Annotated in this window: 17 protein-coding genes and 2 pseudogenes; 12 read left to right on the top strand and 7 right to left on the bottom strand. The window is 67.0% G+C overall.

Going from position 1 to position 18,999, the window contains the following annotated elements; all coding sequences use genetic code 11:
- Positions 1-60: 60 nt before the first annotated feature.
- A complete protein-coding gene (locus GSF22_RS02085; RefSeq protein ID WP_208810982.1) occupies positions 61-591 on the bottom strand; it encodes a ribbon-helix-helix protein, CopG family in 531 nt (176 codons plus the stop codon).
- A gap of 216 nt (positions 592-807) precedes the next feature.
- Here GSF22_RS02085 and GSF22_RS02080 point away from each other — a divergent pair, with 216 nt between their 5' ends.
- The 3 genes from GSF22_RS02080 (at position 808) to GSF22_RS02070 (ending at position 3,913) form a co-directional block, all read left to right on the top strand.
- The gene (locus GSF22_RS02080) at positions 808-2,019 is read left to right on the top strand and encodes a low temperature requirement protein A (protein WP_208810981.1); all 1,212 of its coding nucleotides are present in this window, start codon (positions 808-810) and stop codon (positions 2,017-2,019) included.
- Between the two features lie 256 nt (positions 2,020-2,275).
- Positions 2,276-2,605 carry a BRCT domain-containing protein gene (locus GSF22_RS02075; protein ID WP_208810980.1) on the top strand — a complete coding sequence of 110 codons (330 nt, stop codon included), beginning with the start codon at positions 2,276-2,278 and terminating at the stop codon, positions 2,603-2,605.
- A 249-nt stretch (positions 2,606-2,854) separates the two neighbouring features.
- Positions 2,855-3,913 carry a HupE/UreJ family protein gene (locus GSF22_RS02070; protein ID WP_208810979.1) on the top strand — a complete coding sequence of 353 codons (1,059 nt, stop codon included), beginning with the start codon at positions 2,855-2,857 and terminating at the stop codon, positions 3,911-3,913.
- A 9-nt stretch (positions 3,914-3,922) separates the two neighbouring features.
- On the opposite strand, the gene GSF22_RS02065 is transcribed toward GSF22_RS02070, so the two are convergent.
- Positions 3,923-4,282 carry an ArsR/SmtB family transcription factor gene (locus tag GSF22_RS02065; RefSeq protein ID WP_208810978.1) on the bottom strand — a complete coding sequence of 120 codons (360 nt, stop codon included), beginning with the start codon at positions 4,280-4,282 and terminating at the stop codon, positions 3,923-3,925.
- A 65-nt stretch (positions 4,283-4,347) separates the two neighbouring features.
- Between GSF22_RS02065 and GSF22_RS02060 the strand changes: the two genes are divergently transcribed.
- The 3 genes from GSF22_RS02060 (at position 4,348) to GSF22_RS02050 (ending at position 7,705) form a co-directional block, all read left to right on the top strand.
- Positions 4,348-5,442 carry a cation diffusion facilitator family transporter gene (locus GSF22_RS02060; RefSeq protein ID WP_307803676.1) on the top strand — a complete coding sequence of 365 codons (1,095 nt, stop codon included), beginning with the start codon at positions 4,348-4,350 and terminating at the stop codon, positions 5,440-5,442.
- Positions 5,443-6,088: 646 nt separating this feature from the next.
- Positions 6,089-6,430 carry a hypothetical protein gene (locus tag GSF22_RS02055; RefSeq protein WP_208810976.1) on the top strand — a complete coding sequence of 114 codons (342 nt, stop codon included), beginning with the start codon at positions 6,089-6,091 and terminating at the stop codon, positions 6,428-6,430.
- A 258-nt stretch (positions 6,431-6,688) separates the two neighbouring features.
- The gene (locus tag GSF22_RS02050; protein ID WP_208810975.1) at positions 6,689-7,705 is read left to right on the top strand and encodes an abortive infection family protein; all 1,017 of its coding nucleotides are present in this window, start codon (positions 6,689-6,691) and stop codon (positions 7,703-7,705) included.
- A 233-nt stretch (positions 7,706-7,938) separates the two neighbouring features.
- Here the strand turns inward: GSF22_RS02050 and GSF22_RS02045 are convergent.
- The 3 genes and pseudogenes from GSF22_RS02045 to GSF22_RS02035 all read right to left on the bottom strand — a co-directional run.
- Positions 7,939-8,074: pseudogene (locus GSF22_RS02045) on the bottom strand (ArsR/SmtB family transcription factor); the annotation flags it as partial.
- Positions 8,075-8,279: 205 nt separating this feature from the next.
- A complete protein-coding gene (locus GSF22_RS02040) occupies positions 8,280-9,299 on the bottom strand; it encodes a ComEC/Rec2 family competence protein (RefSeq protein ID WP_208810974.1) in 1,020 nt (339 codons plus the stop codon).
- A gap of 15 nt (positions 9,300-9,314) precedes the next feature.
- The gene (locus tag GSF22_RS02035) at positions 9,315-11,051 is read right to left on the bottom strand and encodes a S8 family serine peptidase (protein WP_208810973.1); all 1,737 of its coding nucleotides are present in this window, start codon (positions 11,049-11,051) and stop codon (positions 9,315-9,317) included.
- Between the two features lie 511 nt (positions 11,052-11,562).
- On the opposite strand from GSF22_RS02035, the gene GSF22_RS35580 reads away from it, so the two are divergent.
- The 5 genes and pseudogenes from GSF22_RS35580 (at position 11,563) to GSF22_RS02010 (ending at position 16,172) form a co-directional block, all read left to right on the top strand.
- Complete coding sequence (locus GSF22_RS35580) at positions 11,563-13,020, top strand: HEPN domain-containing protein (protein ID WP_208810972.1); 1,458 nt, start codon at positions 11,563-11,565, stop codon at positions 13,018-13,020.
- A gap of 143 nt (positions 13,021-13,163) precedes the next feature.
- Positions 13,164-14,372, top strand: coding sequence for a PD-(D/E)XK nuclease family protein (locus GSF22_RS02025; RefSeq protein ID WP_208810971.1), 1,209 nt, complete (start codon positions 13,164-13,166; stop codon positions 14,370-14,372).
- 188 nt (positions 14,373-14,560) lie between these two features.
- Positions 14,561-14,707: pseudogene (locus GSF22_RS02020) on the top strand (helix-turn-helix domain-containing protein); the annotation flags it as partial.
- Positions 14,708-15,292: 585 nt separating this feature from the next.
- Positions 15,293-15,625, top strand: a complete 333-nt coding sequence (locus tag GSF22_RS02015; protein WP_208810999.1) for a hypothetical protein — start codon at positions 15,293-15,295, stop codon at positions 15,623-15,625.
- Between the two features lie 7 nt (positions 15,626-15,632).
- Complete coding sequence (locus tag GSF22_RS02010) at positions 15,633-16,172, top strand: restriction endonuclease (RefSeq protein ID WP_208810970.1); 540 nt, start codon at positions 15,633-15,635, stop codon at positions 16,170-16,172.
- Between the two features lie 344 nt (positions 16,173-16,516).
- Here GSF22_RS02010 and GSF22_RS02005 read toward each other — a convergent pair whose 3' ends face one another.
- Entirely contained in the window at positions 16,517-17,446 is a 930-nt protein-coding gene (locus GSF22_RS02005) for a hypothetical protein (RefSeq protein WP_208810969.1), read from the bottom strand.
- Positions 17,447-17,690: 244 nt separating this feature from the next.
- Here GSF22_RS02005 and GSF22_RS02000 point away from each other — a divergent pair, with 244 nt between their 5' ends.
- Positions 17,691-18,764 (top strand): PIN domain-containing protein, encoded by a 1,074-nt coding sequence (locus GSF22_RS02000; RefSeq protein WP_208810968.1) that lies wholly within the window; start codon positions 17,691-17,693, stop codon positions 18,762-18,764.
- Positions 18,765-18,807: 43 nt separating this feature from the next.
- Here the strand turns inward: GSF22_RS02000 and GSF22_RS01995 are convergent, their stop codons facing one another.
- Entirely contained in the window at positions 18,808-18,999 is a 192-nt protein-coding gene (locus GSF22_RS01995; protein ID WP_208810967.1) for a hypothetical protein, read from the bottom strand.

Genomic DNA, 18,999 nt, shown 5'->3' with positions numbered 1-18,999 from the left:
TCCCCGCAGGTCGGGGACGCGGTGGGCGGAAGGTGCGGTGGACGAAAGGTGCGGTGCGGCTTAACGCACCCAGCCGGTGAAGCTCTGCTGGCTGCGTTTCCCGCTGCCGCGCGGCTCGGGGCGCTGATCGCGATCGGAGCGCTGCACGGCGGCAGCCGCCGCCCGGACCAGCCAGGCGTTGACCGAGCGCCCCTCCTTGCCCGCAGCTTCCTCGATCGCAGCCTTGAGCTGCTCGGGTAGGCGTACGTTGATCCGGGCGACCGGGCCGTCCTCGGCGAACGACAGGTCCGTCTCCGGCGTACCGTCGACCATCAGGGCAGCACCCTCGGCCGCGCGGGGCGGCTCGGCGGGCGGCAGGTTGACGACGAAGTCCGGATCGCGTCCGCGGAGGCGCAGTTCCACGGAGCCCGGAGCCAGGTCCCGGGTGATCTCGTCGGCAGCGGCCGACAGCGCATCCAGCATCGCCATCCGGATCGCCGATTCGAGCGACCCGGTCAGACGCTCGACCAGCGCACGCGCCTCCTCCCCGCCGACTTCTGCAAGCGTGGCGAACTCACGCCCGAGGTTGCTCACATACGAGGTCAAGTCCATGGCATCATTCTGGCACACTGATGGCACCACAGGGAAGCCATATTGGCGCAGAGATGATGCCGCCATGGCGCCATCTGCCACAGCAGGTCCGGAGAAGCGTGCCTTCCCACAGCCGACCCCCGACAACGGACCCGGGCGGGGCGCCGGATGGCTTCCTCCGGATGGACCGCGTCCAACCCGGCATCGAAACGGTGTCGCAGGACGAGCATGGGTGGCATGGGGCTTCGAAGAGACGGCGGCCGGGACCTGCTGGAACGTCGCGAGGACGTGCGGCAGGCGAACTTCCTCGAACTCTTCGTCGATCTCGTGCTGGTGTTCGCCCTGTCCGGGGTGGTCCGTCGAGTAGTGCAGGACGCCACCGCCGGCGACCCGGTGACCCAGTGGCGGTCACTGGCGTACCTGCTGGTGCTGGCCATGCCACTGCTCTGGTTGTGGATCACCACCGCGCACATCACCAGCTGGTTCGATCCCCGTCGCCACAAGATCCAATGGATCGTCCTGGCCAGCGCGTTCGGTCTGCTGGTCATGGCATCGTCCCTGCCGTACGCGTTCACCGGCCGGGGCTGGGCGTTCGTACTGCCGTACGTGATCCTGCACTGCACCCGGCCGCTGGTCCTGCTACCCAGCCTGCACGGGCACGCCCTGCGGGGCCTCTACGCCCGGTCGGCACTGTGGAGCGCGATCGGGGCGGTCATCTGGATCACCGGTGCACTGGTCAACGGCGGCACCCGGGCCGCCCTGTGGGGAATCGCCGTGACGGTGGACATCGTCGCCGCGCAACTGCGCTGGCCGGTACCCGGCCGGGCCCGGCCGGTCATCAGCCCATGGGCGATGGACAGCGGCCACCACCTCCCCGAGCGCTACCAGCAACTCCTGCTGATCGCCCTCGGGGAAACCGTCCTGGCGGTGGGCATCAGCTTCACCGACCTGCCGGCCACCGCCGGTACGTGGGCGGCACTGGTGGTGGCGTACCTGTCGACGGTGCTGCTGTGGCGGATCTACTTCTACCGCTCCGGCCAGGTCCTCGCCGACGCGGTCGCCGCCGCCGGGAACCGCCTGGCCGCCGGCCGCGCCACCGGCATCTCCCACGTCGTCATGGTCATCGGCATCGTCGCCACCGCCGTCGGCTACGAGATCGTCATCGAACACGCCGGTGGCCGGCCGGCACCGGTGTGGCTAGTGGTGATCCTCGGCGGTCCGGCCCTGTTCCTCTACGGCCGCATCCGCCTGGAGCGGATCGTGTTCAACCGGCTGTCGATCCGCCGGGTCGTCGCCATCGCCGTCCTGACGGCAGCGGCCGTACCCCTGCATCGTGCCCCGCCGTTGGCCGCTGCCGTCGTGGCCACGCTCACGCTGCTCGGTGTCGCTCTGGCCGACGCCCGTCACGCCGCCCGACGCCCGCCTGAGGAGCCCAGCCCGGCGCACTGACCACCCTGTCGCCGCCGGGTCACCAGGTTGCAGCAGTGCCTGCTCCGTAGCGGGGCCCTGGCTCAAGGGCTGCGTCGTGGGCTGCGGAAGGGTACCGAACATGGCGGCCACGGTCGCCCGGGCGCGCACCCGACCGAGCCGCAAGCGCCAGCCTCCGCACGCGGAACGCGAACATCAGGAAGTGGTAGGAACTCGTCCCCGGCTCAGGGTCTCGTAGCCCCGCACCCGGCGCACCCGCCCCGGGACCGTTCCCCCGATGACCCAGGACGCGAAGGCCCGGATCCACTCGGCCGTCCCGACGAACCCGACCAGCCCGACCGCCCTCAAGGGCTTCGACCGGCGGACTCAGTCCGGCAACGACCGCAACGCCAACCAGACCGGCCCCCTCTCACACCTGTCCCGAACCGAGATGACCGAGCTGATCACCAAAACGGGAGGACGCGCATCCTTCAGCGTCTCCACCAGCACCCACCTCGTCGTCGCCGGAGAGAACGCCGGCAGCAAACCCACCAGGGCCCAGGCCCTGGGCATCGAAACCATCACACCCGAGGAACTCGCCCAACGCCTCACCGAGCATCTGACGTGAAGTTCCTGGCACGAGTCACGGTGGTGCACGTCGGCGGCGACATCTGCCTCAAATGATCTCTCCCGACAGGCGGGTCGGCGTGCATGCCACACCGGGGCCAAGCCACATCGCCAGTAAATCGGCGTCTCTGCACGAGGTTGGGACAGAGGCCGCCGGGTTGGGAACTGAAGGGGCGTCGGAAGCGACTATCAGGGGACGGGGCAGGCTTTCGCGCTTGTTTCACCACAGGTCACAGGGAGGGCGGCGCGGATGCCGGCTACGGTGCGACGGGGTGCGGTCGTCGGCGCCGCGCTGGTGATCACGCTGTTCGGATCAGCGCAGGCGGTCTTCGCGCACGGGGTCGGTGGGTCCAGCGACACGGTCGGCGGGTTCGTGTGGCTGGGTACCAAGCACATGCTGGCCGGTTGGGATCATCTGGCGTTCGTCGGCGGGGTCCTGCTGTTGGCCGGGCAGGTGCGGCGGGCGGCGAAGCTGATCTCGCTGTTCGCGCTCGGGCACAGTGTCACTTTGTTCACCGCGACCGTCGCGGACTGGCACATCAACCCGGTGCTGGTCGACGTGGTGGTGGCGTTGAGCCTGGTCTTCGTCGGCGTGGTCGGACTGCGGGGCCGGCCGAAGGACTGGACGTGGTTCGCCGCCGTAGTGCTCGGCTTCGGCCTGGTCCACGGCCTGGGCCTGTCGACCCGGCTTCAGGATCTGGGCCTGCCCTCGGACGGCGTGATCCCCCGGGTGCTGGCCTTCAACGTCGGAGTGGAGATCGGGCAGCTCATCGCCGTGGTCGGCATGTTCATGCTCGGTGACGTACTCAGCCACTACCTGCCGAAGCTGCGTGACCCACGCCTGTCCCACGGGGTCCTCGTGGCCGCCGGTGTCGTGGCCGCGTCGGTCCTGGCTCTCACCTCCCCGGGTGAGGTGCTACGGCCGGTACGGGCCGATCCTGCGGTGGGCGCCTGCACGGTCCGGGACCGCACGGAGAGCTTCCCGTTCGGGGGCGGGCAGCCGATGGAGCGGTTCATCGAACCCGGAGAGACCGTGCCGGCCACCTCGTCCGGGCATGTCATCGGCGCCGGTTTCGGCATCGTCACCTACCGGCCCGATCTCGCCGCCGACCAGCTCGCCCAGGTGCGTACGTTCGTCACCGACCCCGCCGTCGGTCGGGTCGTCGGTGGCCCCGTCCCCGGGCAGACGAAGGCGCTCAAGGCTGTGCACGCCTACCAGACCGCCGGGTGCGGTGCCGTCGACATCGACGCGGTCGGCCGGTTCACCCGTGGCTGGTTCGCCGACCCCCACTCCCAGCACATCGAATAGCCGCCCCGATCAGTCGTGCACGGGCGTGCCGGTGACCCGGTGCGACGCCGCGTGCAGCACCTCGGTTACCAGTCGGCGTACGTGCCCGCCCCGGGCCTGATACACCGCCCGCCGGCCGTCGCGCCGGACGCTGACCAGCCCGGCCAGCCGCAGCTTGCCCAGGTGCTGTGACACCGCCGGCCGGGCCGTTCCCAGCGCCGTCACCAGGGCGGTCACGTCGTACTCGCCCTCGCTGAGCAGCCACATCAGCCGCAGCCGGGTGGGGTCGGCCAGCATCCGCAGCATGTCCGTGGCCGCCGCGACCTCCGGACCGCCAGGGAGTCGTTGTTGCAGGTCACTGGCACCTGCAACATTGTCGCGTGCGTACATGAGCACATATTATCGCCGCCGTCACCGGAACAGCGTCGATGCGACCGCCAGACCTGGGGGAACGGGTGAACAACCACACACACCACCACGGGCACGAAGACGACCACGGCCACCCGGACGATCACCACGACCACGATGGGCGGCTGCCCGGCTGGTGGCACCGGCTGACCCACGCCGTCGTCCCGCACTCCCACGACTCCCGGGCCAAGATCGACCCTGCGCTGGAATCCTCCCGTGACGGCCTGCGCGCCCTGTGGATCTCGCTGGTCGGCCTCGGCATCACCGCCCTGGCCCAAGCGGTCATCGTCGTGATGTCCGGCTCCGTCGCACTACTCGGCGACACCCTGCACAATGTCGCCGACGCCCTCACCGCCGTCCCGCTGGGCATCGCGTTCCTGCTCGGCCGCCGCGCCGCCACCCGCGCCTACACCTACGGCTACGGCCGCGCCGAAGACCTCGCCGGCATCGTCATCGTGGTCGTCATCGCCGGCTCCGCCGTCGCCGCCGGCTGGACCGCCCTCGACCGGCTCCTACGGCCCACCGAGGTGACCCACCTCCCCTGGGTCGCCGCTGCCGGCCTCGTCGGGTTCGCCGGCAACGAGATGGTCGCCCGATACCGCATCCGCGTCGGGCGCCGGATCGGCTCCGCAGCCCTCGTCGCCGACGGCCTGCACGCCCGCACCGACGGCTACACCTCCCTCGCCGTCCTCGCCGCCGCCGGTGGCGCCGCCCTCGGCTGGCGCTGGGCCGACCCCGTCGTCGGCCTGGCCATCGCCGTGGCCATCACCTTCGTCCTCAAAGACGCCGCCCGCGAGGTCTACCGCCGACTCATGGACGCCATCGACCCTGACCTCGTCGACCAGGCCGAAACCACCCTCCGCGCCGTCAACGGCGTCCAAGACGTCACCGCGATACGACTGCGCTGGATCGGCCACCGCCTCCACGCCGAAGCCGACCTCGTCGTCGACGCCAACCTCAGCCTCATCTCCGCACACGAGATCGCCGCTGACGCCGAACACCAACTCACCCACACCGTACCCAGACTGACCAGCGCCACCGTCCACACCGACCCCGACAGCCACCCCGGCGGACACCACCACACCAACCTGTCCCACCAACGACGACACATCGCCGCAGGACAGGCCAGCCAGACCCGCTAACCGCCCCTACCCCGCAAGGTCCAACGCACCCTCGCACCACCCCGCGACGCACAAGGGTCAACCGCTGGGCCCGACCGGCCGAACCATGATCAAGACCCACCCGGACCAGGACACACGCCTGCGGGACAGACCCGGACGTGAGGGATGCTCGTCGCACGAGCACCCACCGAGCACCCAACCGTCCACAGGGGACGAAAAGCAAGAGGGCCGTGAACTGCGTTTCCGCAGTTCACGGCCCTCTTGATCTTGCGCGCCCGAAGGGACTCGAACCCCTAACCTTCTGATCCGTAGTCAGGGGCTCGAATCGCACACTCCCACAAATAGCACTCTACACGAAACTGGTCCGACCGCAACCCTCCCAGTCCGCCCGAGCTCGGGTGCGTCCCCGCCGGTCCAAGCCCTGCAGGGGCATGTCATTCTCGACCGTCGATGGACCGGCGGGCATCGCGCTTCCCGTCGAATCCGCGTGCGTAGCGGTACGTCCGCGTCAGTTCCCCGACGTCCGAGCAGCCACCGAGCAGCCACGATCGCCGCGGACCGCCGAGGTCTACCGCACCGACCCCGGCTTCGCCGCACCCGTCGCCGTATGGGACAACCTGGCCCGGGCCATGCCCGCACTACTCTCATAGCCATGACCGAGGCGTAAATGACCGCGGCGACCGCCGACCTGATCACCGCCCACGACACCGCCGCGACCACCGCCACCCAGAAACACTGGACCGCCTACCTCAAAGGTGCCGCGACGTTTCGCGGAGTGCCCATGGCCGGCGTGCGCGCTGCGGTAGGCCGAGTCTGGCGCGATCACCACCTCGCCGACCGCGACGGCCAAGCTCGCGGGCCGGTCAGCGTTGAGGCGGACCTGCTGACCGAGCCGGTGCAGAAGGCCGAACAGATCGCTTCAGCCCAGACCGAGCTGTATGGCGAGCGCCGTCGCACCCGCGTCACGTCATCGGCGCAGCGACGCTCGAGGCGTCTTCGACGACGCTGATCCCCGGCTCGGCAGACGCTCGCTCCGACTCAGCAGCCCGCGTCCAGCCGTTGCCGGGTGCCGGCGGCCCGTCGCGACGACGGCTGGCGATGACGAGAAGTGGTGGTGAACCAGTGGCAGTCCAGCGGGAGATGGCCGTGCCTCGCGGAGCGACCGCTCCAAGCCGGTCGTTCGCAACGCGCCATCGAAGCCTTGGGCGGCCGCAAGCACTCGGGAGGCGATCTCCGGAGTGCCTGGTCACGCTGGCACTATCGTTGAATGACCACGCACGTGCTGACGGCAGAGCTTCCCCGACCGGAGGCGTTAGGCCACGCTGCATGGGCAGCGATTCAAGATCCGTTTCAACGACTTCGGTCGGCAGTAACCGCGAACGACCGTCCGCTGGTAGTCGGCTCGGCCAAGGACCTCATCGAGGCAACCGCGCGCGTGGTGCTCGATGCTCGTGGGCGCCCCGCCGGAAGCGGCGAGGAGTACGACAAGGTGCTGGGCGATGCCCATCGCGCAATTGAGCACCAGGTCGGGCCCGGAGTCGCCGCCGATGCTGCGGTCCGCCAGGCGGCCACTTCAGCCCGCAAGCTTGCCGGGGTGTTGCGGGAGCTACGCAATACCTACGGTACTGGTCACGGCCGATCCGTCCTGCCGGTTCTTGAAGACGAGGTTTTGGAGACCTGCGTCGACGCCGCACTGCTGTGGACGCGGTGGGCATTGCGGCGCCTGCAACTGGTACTCCTCGGCTCATTGCAGCCGCTGATCGCCGACCTGGGCACCGCATCGTTCAGCATGGGATCTCTCGCAACGAGGCTCGCTGCGGCGGACCTGCCGCAGCTGGAGCCTGCCGACCAGCGCCAGCTGGGCGTGGCCGTGGGCCAGCGGGCGTCGCGCAACACCTTCACCGTACGCATCGACGGCGTCGAGGCATGCGCGCTGAGCCAGGACGCAGTCACTTGGCCCCTGGGATACCGCGAGGGAGTGGTCGAGGGCCTGTTCCTCGACCAGTTCGGGCAGGTGCACGTCGACGAACAAGCTCGCGCGCCGCGCCTGGCGGCCGAGATCCTCGCCCCCCATCCCGAACGGACCAGGATTCTGATCGAACTCGCTGAACGCATCTACCGGTCGGCCTGGTCCCAGGAGTTCCGCCTGATATGGCGGCAGGTCGTGGCGGAGATGCACCTGGCGCGGCGGCTGCTCGGCGAGGCCACAGCAGAACGGGCGTGGACTGAGATCGCTGAGCACATCCAGCAGACTGGTGAGGCGTATGACGCACTCCAGCAGTAGCAGGACATTGCCGTCGGTCGCGCCCACGGCGCGCGCCGTGGCGGCCAAGTAGGCCGTCAGGTGACTACCGACAGCTTCACCCGTCGTCACGGAATCAAGCCTGGACGCATGGCTATGCTGACGTGTCAATCCGAGCGCTCGGGATTACTCCTCTGGCAGGGGCGTCTCACTAACGGCGCCACTCGCGCCGGCCTGCGCCGCTGCCGGCCGGCGATCGCTCTTCGTCGCCCGTTCCGAGGCGGCGTCAGCAGGTCAGCGATCGCGGCGAGCGGCGACGGCCACTAGCCGGTGGTACGCCCAGGCGCCGCGCTTGTCGCGCTCAAGCAAGCCGGCCACGGTGAGAATTCGAAGATGACGACTCACGGCGGGCTAGGAGAGACGTGCCGCCGAACACCTGGCGCATGAGCTACACACGCCTGTGTCGGATTCGCTTGGGTTAGCCAGCTCCCGCACCCTGGTCTCGACCTCGCGCAGAGCCGCGAATGCGATGAGCCCGTACTCAGCCAGCACGACTGAGTCCCGGACCTGCTCGCTGATATGCGGATGCAACTCGCCGTAGGAGCGCGCTTCCAAGTCAAGGCAGCATGCTGGCAGCGAGTGAACTTGGGTAGGCGATGACGGACGCACGGCCGGGCTCACGTTCGACGATCTGGAAACAGCGACCTCGCTGAAGGGCTGTCAGCTGCTCCCGGACCGACGCGGCTGGTGGATTGGTGAAGACCAGCCGGTACGACTCCTCTTTGGCACGCGAACCGACGATCCAGCCTAGGACCTCGGGATGCGGGTGGCCGTGTCTGTTGGTCGCCACCGTGGAGATTACATAGGTGTCGGCACGGATCCGCTCAAAAAACTCCGGGCGCGAGTTGGCGCCACTTCCGTGATGCGGGACGTGCAACACGTTCACTGTCAGGGCGTCGTCCGCGGTGAGGTGCGGTGCGCGCAGCAGCCCGTTGGTGATGACCGACCCGCGCGAGTCCCCTGAAATCAGCGCCGAGACGCCCTGGTATTCGAGGTGGAGGGCGAGACTCGCCGCATTGTAAGGGCCGTAGTCCGGTCTCCGGGTAGATCCGGTGAATCCGGCGGGTTCGGCATCCCACTTCCACATCGTGGCGAGCCGCTCAGTCGCCTCGACCGGTGGGGCGAGAACCGTCACGTCGAGGCCGTGTAGGTCGGTCGTCCATCCCGGCACCAGATCGGCGGCGCGCCATCGGATGCGCAGCTTGCGAGCCAGCTCGGCCAGGTTGTTTCCCTGTCTGAGGCTGGCGCCGTAGGCGTCCTGCTCGTTCGGGGTCGCCTCGGCGGGCGGTTTCGTGGGGAATGTGAACCACAACTCGCCGATGGCATAAGGCAACGGCCGATGATCGTCGTGCGCGTCGGCGTTGGCCTGCATTAGGTCCAGGATCCCGGCAATGTGGTCGTCGTCGGTGTGCGTGACGATCACCACGTCGAAGGAGCGGACGGGATCGTCGGGGTCGTTCAGCCGGCGTTTCAGGCTGCGGCGCCAGGTACCGGCGGGGCCACCGTCGATCAGCATGGCGTGGCCGGGCCAGCGGATCAGGCAGCAGTCGCCATGAGCTGCGTCGAGGAACTCCACGGACAGCATCGGCGTCTACACCGATTGCAGGGCGCGGAGGACGTCGACCAGGCCGGCGCCTTGGAAGCTGCGTTCTCGGCCCAGGTCGGTGGCGGTGTCGCAGAGGATTTGCTTGATCCGCTCGGGGCGGCCGATCAGCTCGCGGTTGCGCGCCATGAGTATCGCGGCAGCCCCACTGACGTGCGGGGCTGCCTGGCTAGTGCCGTTCATCGTGCGAATTTGTTCGTTGGGGATCGGGCCTTCGATGTGTTCGCCGGGTGCAAGCAGATCGGGTTTCGTCCGGCCGTCGGCGGTCGGGCCGCGACCGGAAAAATAGCTGACGCCGTGCCGGTGCGGATGCCGCGAATGGGTCGAGCCGACGGTGATGACGGCTTCGGCATTGCCCGGGTCGGAGATGCTGATACTCCGGTGGTCACCGCCGGTGGTGCGCGTGGACGCCCCGGCATAGCCCGAGTTCCCGGCGGCCACGACCACGACGACGCCGGAGCGGACCAAGCGTTCGGCCTCGATGCAGACCGGGGTCCAGCCGCACGAGCCTACGGCCACGTCATGCGGAATGGTCAGGCTCAGGTTCGCACCGGCGATCACCAGACGGCCGGCCTCCTCGTTGATGTGGCGGATGGCCTGCATCGCGGTGATGATGGCGAACTCGTCGCCCTTGCCGCGATCGTCGAGGACCCGGAAATCGTAGAGCCGGATCGTCGGGCATACCCCGATCAGCTTCTCCTCCGGCCAGTTGGCACCCAGCACTCCGGCGACGTGCGTGCCGTGGTGGTTGCCCGGTGGCCGGTACGGCAAGGCCTTTCGCCGTGATGCGCTCGAAGGCCGGGGCACCTCCATCTCCACCATCGGCAAGACCTGCGGCCAGTCGATGACGCCGCCGAGGCCGTGCCTCTCCAGCATGTCCTGAAGTTGTATGAAGTCGAAGGCGCGGCGAACTCGTGACCAGCCGGGTCGGCCCTCGGCGCGATCGCGAAAGGCCGAGTGCCTTGCGTCGATCCCACTGTCCAGCACAGCCCAGCCGATGTCGCCGCAGTCGACATCGAACAGGCGCCCGGCGGCGTCGGCCTTGATCGTGGCACGGGATCTGGTTACCGCGCCGATCGCGATCCGATTCGGGGTGACCGCAGTGATCGGAAACTGGGGGTGATCCAGGACCCCCAGCTCGTCCACCAGCCGTCCCGGATCCGAGGCCGCCTCCAGTAGTCTCTGAAGCTGCGCGAACGCCGCAGATCCACGGGCATTGGCGTTCTCGCGGATGCTCCTCGGCAGGATTTCAGCCGTCACCCCCAGCAGCAGGTCCATGAACCACATCAGTTCGTCGGCACTCTCACGTCTGCGAGCTACACCCCGCAATCCTCCGGTCTCAACCAGGAGATCGGGCCAGACCGCCCGAGGCGCCCCGCGGTGCTGAACGAGAAGATTGTGAGCCCTCTCGGCCAGCACACGGAGGGAGGTGAGCGGGAGGACACTGACGATCAAGTCAGCGAGGGTGATGTGCGCCGCGATGAAACCGCCCGAAGCGACAAAACTTCCCGGCGGGTCTGCTGCTTCCCGGATCGCTTCGAGAACACTACGGGCCCCGAGTTCCTCATCCACGGAAATGATCAGACGACCTCGAGCCGGACTGCCGTTGGTTCCGAGCTTGGCTAGTTCAAGCCAGGTGTCGAAGCTGATCGGGCAGCCCGTGGCCCACGGATGCGGCTGATCCGGTGGCCCGAAAAATAGCCTTGCCAATTCCGTCCGTTGCATCCGCCCAGCCTTCGTCCGACGCCGCCCGACTATCCGAACAAGTTAAAGCAAAGAAGTCCTCCGTGGTGGAAGTCAGGGTCGCGAAGGTACCGCGACGGACGGACGACTAGGCGGAATGCAGGCGGACCCACCGGGAGCGGGCCGCTGGCAGCCGAGAGCGGTCAGCAGCGGGACCCAGCCGGCCACCCACACGCAGCGGCCAACTCACCCGTCGTCACCGAGCGCCGGATCGCAGCGGCCGTCTCGGGCGCTCAGGACGTCGCGATCAAACAACAACCAGCGTCGAAGCTGACTGCGGAACCGGCGCAGCGCTTCCGGCGCCAGCTCCGCCAGAAGCCACCTCGATGCGCACCCCGGCTACCACACGGGGTCGTCCTGGTAGTGCACCGCATAGAAGTCGTACTCGTCACTACCGGACATCGAAAATCCGCTGGAAGGGCCTAGCGTTCGGTGGCGTCGCGGTGCCGACAACACACGTCCCCTCGCTTCCGCCCGGGTGCACGATGTGATGGTGACCGACTCTTCAACCGAGCTCGCCCTCATGCCGGCTATCGCCGCTTTCCTCGAACGTGCTGGGAAAGTGCGTGACCAGCTCGCCGCCACGGGCGATGCCGAGTTGGCCAAGCTGGTCCTCGCCTGGCCGGAGACCCGGGCGGTGAACACCGCCGCTGGCGCCGCTGCCAGGGTCCACAGATACCTGTACTACGGCGACGGCGGCGAGGACCACTGGGGACGCCGGCTCACTCGCAACAACCTGCGTGCTCTGGGCGTCCTTGAAGTACTGCGCCGACCAGGGATACCCGACCAGTTTCCTGCCGACCTGGCCGCCTATCTCGCTGGTCCGCCGATGCCGTCGGAGCGTTTAGTGGTCATTGACGCCGGACTGCCCGTGCGGGGTTCCCACGGGATCTGTGGCTGGCAGCTGACGCAGCCCACCGCCGCCGACCTCGATGAAGTGACTCCGCTGCCATCGAGCAGCCAGTTCGCCGCAGACCCGTGGGATCCGGCCTTGCGGCTCGGTGGCTGCTGCGTCCTTCGCCGGGCCAGCGACGACCTCGAGGCGCGCAATCCGTCGGTGTGGGGCACCGCCATTCTGCGGAGTTTGTTCGAACCAGAACTCGTGATCCCAGCGTGGGAGCCTCTGCTGCTGCTCAACCTTGCCCAAACCGAACGCGTGATCGTCGCCGCCGAGTACGAGATCGAGCCGGGCCGCATGGTGGAACGCGTCCGAGGCACCGGCCTAGACCTGGTGCCCGCCGCATCCGACGGGATCGACGACCGGGAGGAGCCCGGCTGGGGCCCTTGTCGGCTGGACGAGCAGGAACTGGCTGACGTGCTGATGTTCACTGACATCATGTCGCCCCTCCTGCTGCAATGGCAGACGTGGGACGACGTCGCCAACTCGTCTCAAAGGAAGGCCACAAAAAGGGCCAGCGAGCGGCTTCAACGCAGCGCCCACCGGTTCCTCGCCCTCGGTCCACGCCTCGGCGGCGACGGTGGCGTGCTGTACGAACGCGACCGCGCCGAGATTATCTTCTGGTACACCTCGGCCCTCGAAAATCTCGTGATCACCGAAAGCTCAGACGGCGAACTGAGCCGCAAGGTGTCCCAGCGCACCGCAGTCCTCGTCGGCACCGACGACGACGAGCGACTTGAGATCCGTCGCGCCATCACCCACGCCTACCACATCCGGTCGAAGGTGGCCCATGGCGACGTGCCGCCGGACACGCACCTCAAGACGCTGCCCGAGCAGCTGTACGACTACCTGCGCCGCGCGTTCCGGAACCTGATCATCCTCGGCCCGCGCTTCGACGTCGCAAAAGTATGCGACGACGCGCTCATGTCCGCCGCCGTCCGGGAGCAATCCATCGCCGGGCCTGTCCGCCAGATCGTCGACCGGTTGCCCGCGGCGCCAGGCATGCGAACCCGGCGGACGCGGTACGCGCGGCCACGACGAAAATCGGCCTGATCGACGGGAACGACGCGGCATTCAACCGCAGCGTGAGCGGAAGCCCCACCTGGACGACCCGACGTTCACGAGCCCGGCGCGCGGGCAGAGCAGAGCCTGGCATCGGACGCAGAGTTGTCGGAGGGGCCTGCGAGCATCAGGTAGTGATCGCCGACGAGCCCTGGCTGGACAAGTCAGCCGCCGATTGCAAAGCGGCACGGACACAGGTCGGGCCTTGGGAGACGCATCTGAGTGCTCTAGCGTCGGAAGCCGCCGCCATCAAAGCCGCTGGCCAGTGGCGAACCGGCCCTCGCACCCTGCTGGCGGTCCTCGGCATGCACGAACTTGAGCGCAAGCTCGTCACCTGCCTGGCCTGGATACTGCGGCCCGACGGCCACCACGGTCTGGGCAACCGCGTCGTGAAGGCTCTCTTCGAAAGGTTCGGTCTACCGTTCGACCCGACCGCTCAGGTACGAGTGACCCGGGAGGAGCCGCGGTTCACCTCGGACGGCAAACGAACGCCAGCAGACCTCATCGTCCGCGCCGGAGGGGTCTGCGTGCTGATCGAGGCGAAGGTCAACGCCAAACAGCACGGAGACCAGTGCGCCAGGCTTGCGCGACTGTGGGCCGACGAGGAGGCCACACTGGTTTACCTGACGCGCGAGGGGACCGGGCCCGACGGCCTCCCATGCTCTGCAGCGTGGAAGCCGCTCACCTGGCGGCATATCGCCGGCTTCATGACCCCACCGCCGAACGACGCGTCGGCCGGGGCCCGAGACTTTCTGGAAACTCTGCAGCTGCTGTACGGGAGTAAAGGGCCTTCGATGCTAGATGAAAAGACAAAGTTCTACATGCGCCACTGGCAACTGCTGTCGGAGTGGGCCACCCTGCGTGATGGTGCGACGCGAGAGATCACCGCCGCAGTTCACACCGCGGCGGGATCTCTCGACGCGACCCTTCTCGCGGAGGCTGAGCACGGTTGGGACATGGATCTCGCCTCCCATCCGACGTTCGAGCTATGGCGGCCGTCCTGGCAGCGGGGCGAAGTGCACGCGGCGATCGCCCTGCAGTGGAAACCGGCCGAGTTGCTCACCGACGCGGACCCATGGCCGTATGTGGGCGTGCGGGTCAAGAAGCCCAAGCACCCAGAGCGACACGCATTTGTGAAGACCATGACCGAGCAACTTGAGACCTACGCCAGTCGCCTTGGTTGGTCGGGGTCCCAGATCGAGACCGGCTGGCTGTGGTGGCGGCAGGTAGCGCCAACCGATGCCGAGGACGACCTCGACAGCCTCACTGTCGAATGCCGCACTGCTCTCGAAGCCGGGTGGCAGCACCTGCGCAGTCCTCTCGATGATCTGTTCACAGGCTAGCGGCGACGCTGGCCGCAGCAGGTTACGCGGGGCGCCGACCACGCGCATGTCGCGGATTCGCGCGCAGAGTCGATAGCGTGGTCACACCGGACGAGAGGACCGCGATGCCGGAGTCACGCCATGCCCACTCCAACGAGTCGCAGCTACCCCGAACGGTTTCGGCCCACGACGACTCAGGGAAGGGAGGTCTTGGGGCGGACCTAGTCAAACGCTATACATCGGGCGAAAGCATCCGCGCCCTGGCTGCCTCCACCGGGAGATCATACGGCTTCATTCACCGAGTGCTCACGGAAAGCGGCGTCCAGTTACGCCAAAGGGGCGCTCGGCGTGAGAGGGGGAGTCGCCTATCCGCCACAGTGATCGCCGCAGCGGGGGTCGACATCCGCGCCGTGCAATCGGCCCTCAGAAGCGTTGGGGTGACAGAGCAAAGAGCACTGCGGAGTCACCTAAGCGATGACGCCCTTGCCGAACGCAAGCCGGGCGCAGTCGTAGGCATCCTTGGCCCTCCAAGCAAAGGAGGGGATCAGCCCCGCCCGGAAGTTCGTCCAGGTCTCTCCAAGTCTCCGGAGTTTACGAACGAGGATGTGATGCTTCGGCTGGGGCGTTTTGTCGAGCGAGGGATTCCCGTTCTCGTCGTTGCTCCTCCACCCTTGGCGGCTCCGGCCGCTGTCGCTTCGCTTGTCGTTGCACCATGCCCGGTCGATGACGTTCCCGCACTCAAGCTTCACCTTTGGGCTTTCATCGCTACTTTGCGTAGACCGCAGCCCCGAACGACTCGGAGCACTGGCAGCGGCAGGCCACGGGACGGGGCGACCGAAAGCTTTGACAAGGTTTCTAGGTGGCTCGCTTCAAACGCTGTGGTTAGCGGGAGTCGGTTTGAGGACGTTGTCCTGAGTCTTCTGCGCGAGCAAGGTGCCGACGTGGTCCAGACCCCGGATTTTATGAGGGGAGATGTTGGTTACGATGCGGCGTTCAGCTTGACGGGATTACCAGAGATTGTGCTGGTTCAGGCAAAGAGCGGCGACCTCGATCGCCAGAAGCTGACTTGGTTCGGTCGCCGTCTCCACAAATCGATGCTCGAAAGGAACGTCGGCCTCGGCCTTCTCGTCTACCACGACGATTCCGGACGACGATTCCCGGAGTTCAGCTTTCCCTCGGTCATCTCAATCGAAATCCAGGACCTGCTTCATCGGCTGCGCAGCCACGACCTCAGGCGTGTAATTGCCGACCAGCTCACAGAAGTCCCTGAGTGAGCTCGACGTGGCCGATTATTCAAGTGTCAAGATATCCGGGTTCATCACCCGCAGCAAGGATCTGACCCTTTCCACCACCGCGCGCGGGATGGCCCTACAGCAGCTCTTCGAATATCTACTCAACAAAGTTCCTGGGGTGATTTCACGGCCGAATTCTATCGATCCCTTCCGCAGCGAGGAGATCGATATAGCTGTGGCGAACACGCGCACGAACAACGGCTTAGCCTGCTTCCCCCACCTCTTCCTTGTTGAATGCAAGAACTGGGCGAAGCCGGTCGACGCCCCGACGGTCGCCGCCTTCATCGACAAGATGCGGAACCGTCGGATTGAGCTTGGCATTCTAGTTGCGGCGAACGGGATAACGGGAGATCCGAATTCCCTGGCCGCCGCTCATCACAAGGTAGCGATGGCTCAAGGCGATGGTCTAAGGGTTCTCGTAGTAACGGTCGATGATGTCTGCAAGCTTTCCAGCAGTACCGAGCTCGTGGCACTTCTGGTTGACCGCCTCCTACGTCTGATTGCGTCGGGCACCTCGCTCGGCCACTAGAAGCGATCTTCCGGACCGAAGGTGGCTTCGCTATCTGGACGCGGTCACTCCGTTTTTTGTTTTCACCTCACAGGCAGTCGCCCGTTACGGCACCTCTGGTATCAGCTACGTAGCGACACAGTACGACCGGTTTGGAAGTAGTCCGACACCGCCTCGTCGTAGCCTTGTCCATGGCAAGCCCACCCCTGTACGTCAACCCCTGTCACAGCAAGCAGCGTCCGTAGCGGGTTGACGAGGCTCGGTTGCAGATTGGCCACTGGACCTGCACTACCGGTGATCGCAACTCGCGGTAGGGCGATGCCTGCCTGAAACTGCATCAGCCACCGCGACGCCCTCGGGCTGCCTCAGCGGCGGAAGGGACGTCGTCCATCCCGCGGGGTGGCGTTCGAGAACGGGCGGAACCATGCAGCCGGGCGGTAGTCCCCCATCCTCATGAAGCGGTTCTGGTCACTGTCCGGGTCCTCAATGCCGTCAACCTGCGCGTCAAACAGCTGCAGGATGTCGTCGTCTTGGAGCAGCACCTCGTACGCCGTGTCCCAGTCGTAGTCGTCGGCATGCTCGGGCAGCACTGCCAGTTCGTCGGGCCTCATACCCCAGCCATCCTCCTGAGCGTCCCGCGCGTTGCGCAGCAGCAGATGAAAGGCCATCTCCTCACCTGGGCAGGTGGGCCGGGGCCATCTGCCGGCATCAAGGTCTGCGGTCAGGTCATCGAAGGCGCGTGCGGCCTGCCGGCGCCACACGGCATCCTGCTGCCAGGTGATATGCGGGTATTCGCCAAACAGAACCCACGCGCCCTCGTCATTGACTAGGTCGTCGCCGTGTTCGATCACGTCGTCGTAGGCCTGGTCAGCGAGGATCTGCGCGACCGCCCACAGCACTGCAGCGGTCCGCGGGGTCAGCTGGAACTCAGAGCATGCGGCGCAGTCGCCTGAGCCGCAATTGCACAACGGGAAGAGCTTGGCGAAGTCCGGCCGCTCGTCAGGCTCATTATCCCCCTCTGTATCCGCGACGCGTTGCGTGGACCCGACGACGGTGATTCCCGGGAAGTCCGGGATCATGTCCTCCGCGTTGGCAATCCAGGCGACTGCGCCAACCGGGTCGCCTTGGACATCCTGGCGGGCCTCGGCGCGAGCGTCCGCTTCGCTGTGCCCCGGCTGCGCGTCGAACGGCGTGGCGTCCACATCGTCGAGAACGGCCTGTTCGAGGGCCCCCGCGTCAGTGACTTCGATGATCACTTCAGCGGTCACGGTGATCCGGGGGTGCCTCTGGCTCATGTGCTGGAGCATAGACCCGGAGCGACCTCTTACTCGGGGCCGCCGTCCACGTACCACTGCCTCTGTCCGTCGACGCCTGAGACCTGTAAGAACGGGTCTCACCAGCGGAACTAATTCACGTGCGGGCGCTGCGGAGAGCGCGAGAGCGGGCTGTGGATACCTCCTCGCGGACTGTCGTACGTTCCTGTCACCCTGTTCTCCGCACGCTTTCATGAGAACTCGCTCGCGGATGAGGTTGGCCAAGGTGACGACTGTGCAGAATTTGGCCCCGGAGACCACGGCGTCGATCCGGCCCAAGGCGTCCGGAACGTCCTCGCCGTGGCGTCGGCAGTCAGGTCTGACTGTGGTGTCCAGCCATCCTCAGTTGGTCGCGGTGGTAGACACCAACGCCCTGGCCAACGCGTGTTGTCTGCAGGCGGCGACCGGACACGACTCGCTGATTACGCGACTGGTGGCCACTGAGCGTGTCCCCTGCTTCGTCGCCGATCACGTGCCGGGTGAGATGGATGAGCACCTGGAGCGCATCAGTCGGTCGCAGAGGATCGATCCGGCAGAGGCGTTCCGGGTCTGGCGGACCGACATCGCCCCGCTGCTGCGAGTGGTCGAGCTACCGATCGGGGAGTACCTCCGTCCCGAGATTGCCGCCATCCGGCAGCCGCCGCCAGAAGGCGATCCCGATGATTGGCCAACCTTGGCTCTGGCGGCATTCCTCGGTCCCACATTCACGGTGACCTCCGACAGCGTGTTCGCCGCTCTCGGCTTCGCTAACGCCGGGTACTGGGCTGAAGGAGCCAAGGTCCTCCATACCGCAGGTGACCTCGAAGGCCGATACATCGACCGGCTGCACTCCGCACTGTTCGCAGCCAGGCTCATGGGGGGCGGTGTTTCGGCCGTCGGGTATCTGAGCCGACGGTGGCCCTGGCTCGTGCCAGGGCTGGGACTCGCGGCCGGTTGGCTGGCCAGCACGATGTGGGCCAAGCGCGATAGCGTTCGGGCCACCGGCGCCGCCGTGTGGGAAGCGCTGGAACCTGTCGCGGCGCGGATTGGCGCAGAACTGGTTCAGTACGGCGAACTCCGGTCGTCGATGGTGATCGTGCAAGATCCCCGCTGGCGAACGGAGACGCTCACGGAACACTGCGCCCGCTACCTAGCGCGCAGCGGAGATCCGATGACACCCTCGGAACTTCGGGATGCACTCGGGCAATACTCGAACCAGCGGGCCACCGCTGCGGCGGTTCGACGTGCGATCTCGCAGCATCCATCATTCCGTAGGTCCGCGGGCGAGCGCTACAGCATCGGGGCCCCTACGGCAGGCTGACAATCGCGGCTGGGCGTCCGCCAGCGGGCTGTCACAGGTCGAGCTACTGTGACGGGCATTGCTCGGATGGCCGGCGTGTCGACGAGCCCAGCCGCGACTTGCTTCCCCCGATGTCGATCGCCACCACCTCTGCGCCTTGCCGCCGGAACAGGTCGACGAACTCATGGGCAATACGCTGCGGCACATGGCGCAGGACGCTGAGGATGACGCCGTCAGGGAATTCGGTGTCCCGCAT

The organism is Micromonospora echinofusca, assembly GCF_017614955.1.
Classification (GTDB): domain Bacteria; phylum Actinomycetota; class Actinomycetes; order Mycobacteriales; family Micromonosporaceae; genus Micromonospora; species Micromonospora echinofusca_A.
This window is presented reverse-complemented; position numbering and strand designations above follow the sequence as displayed.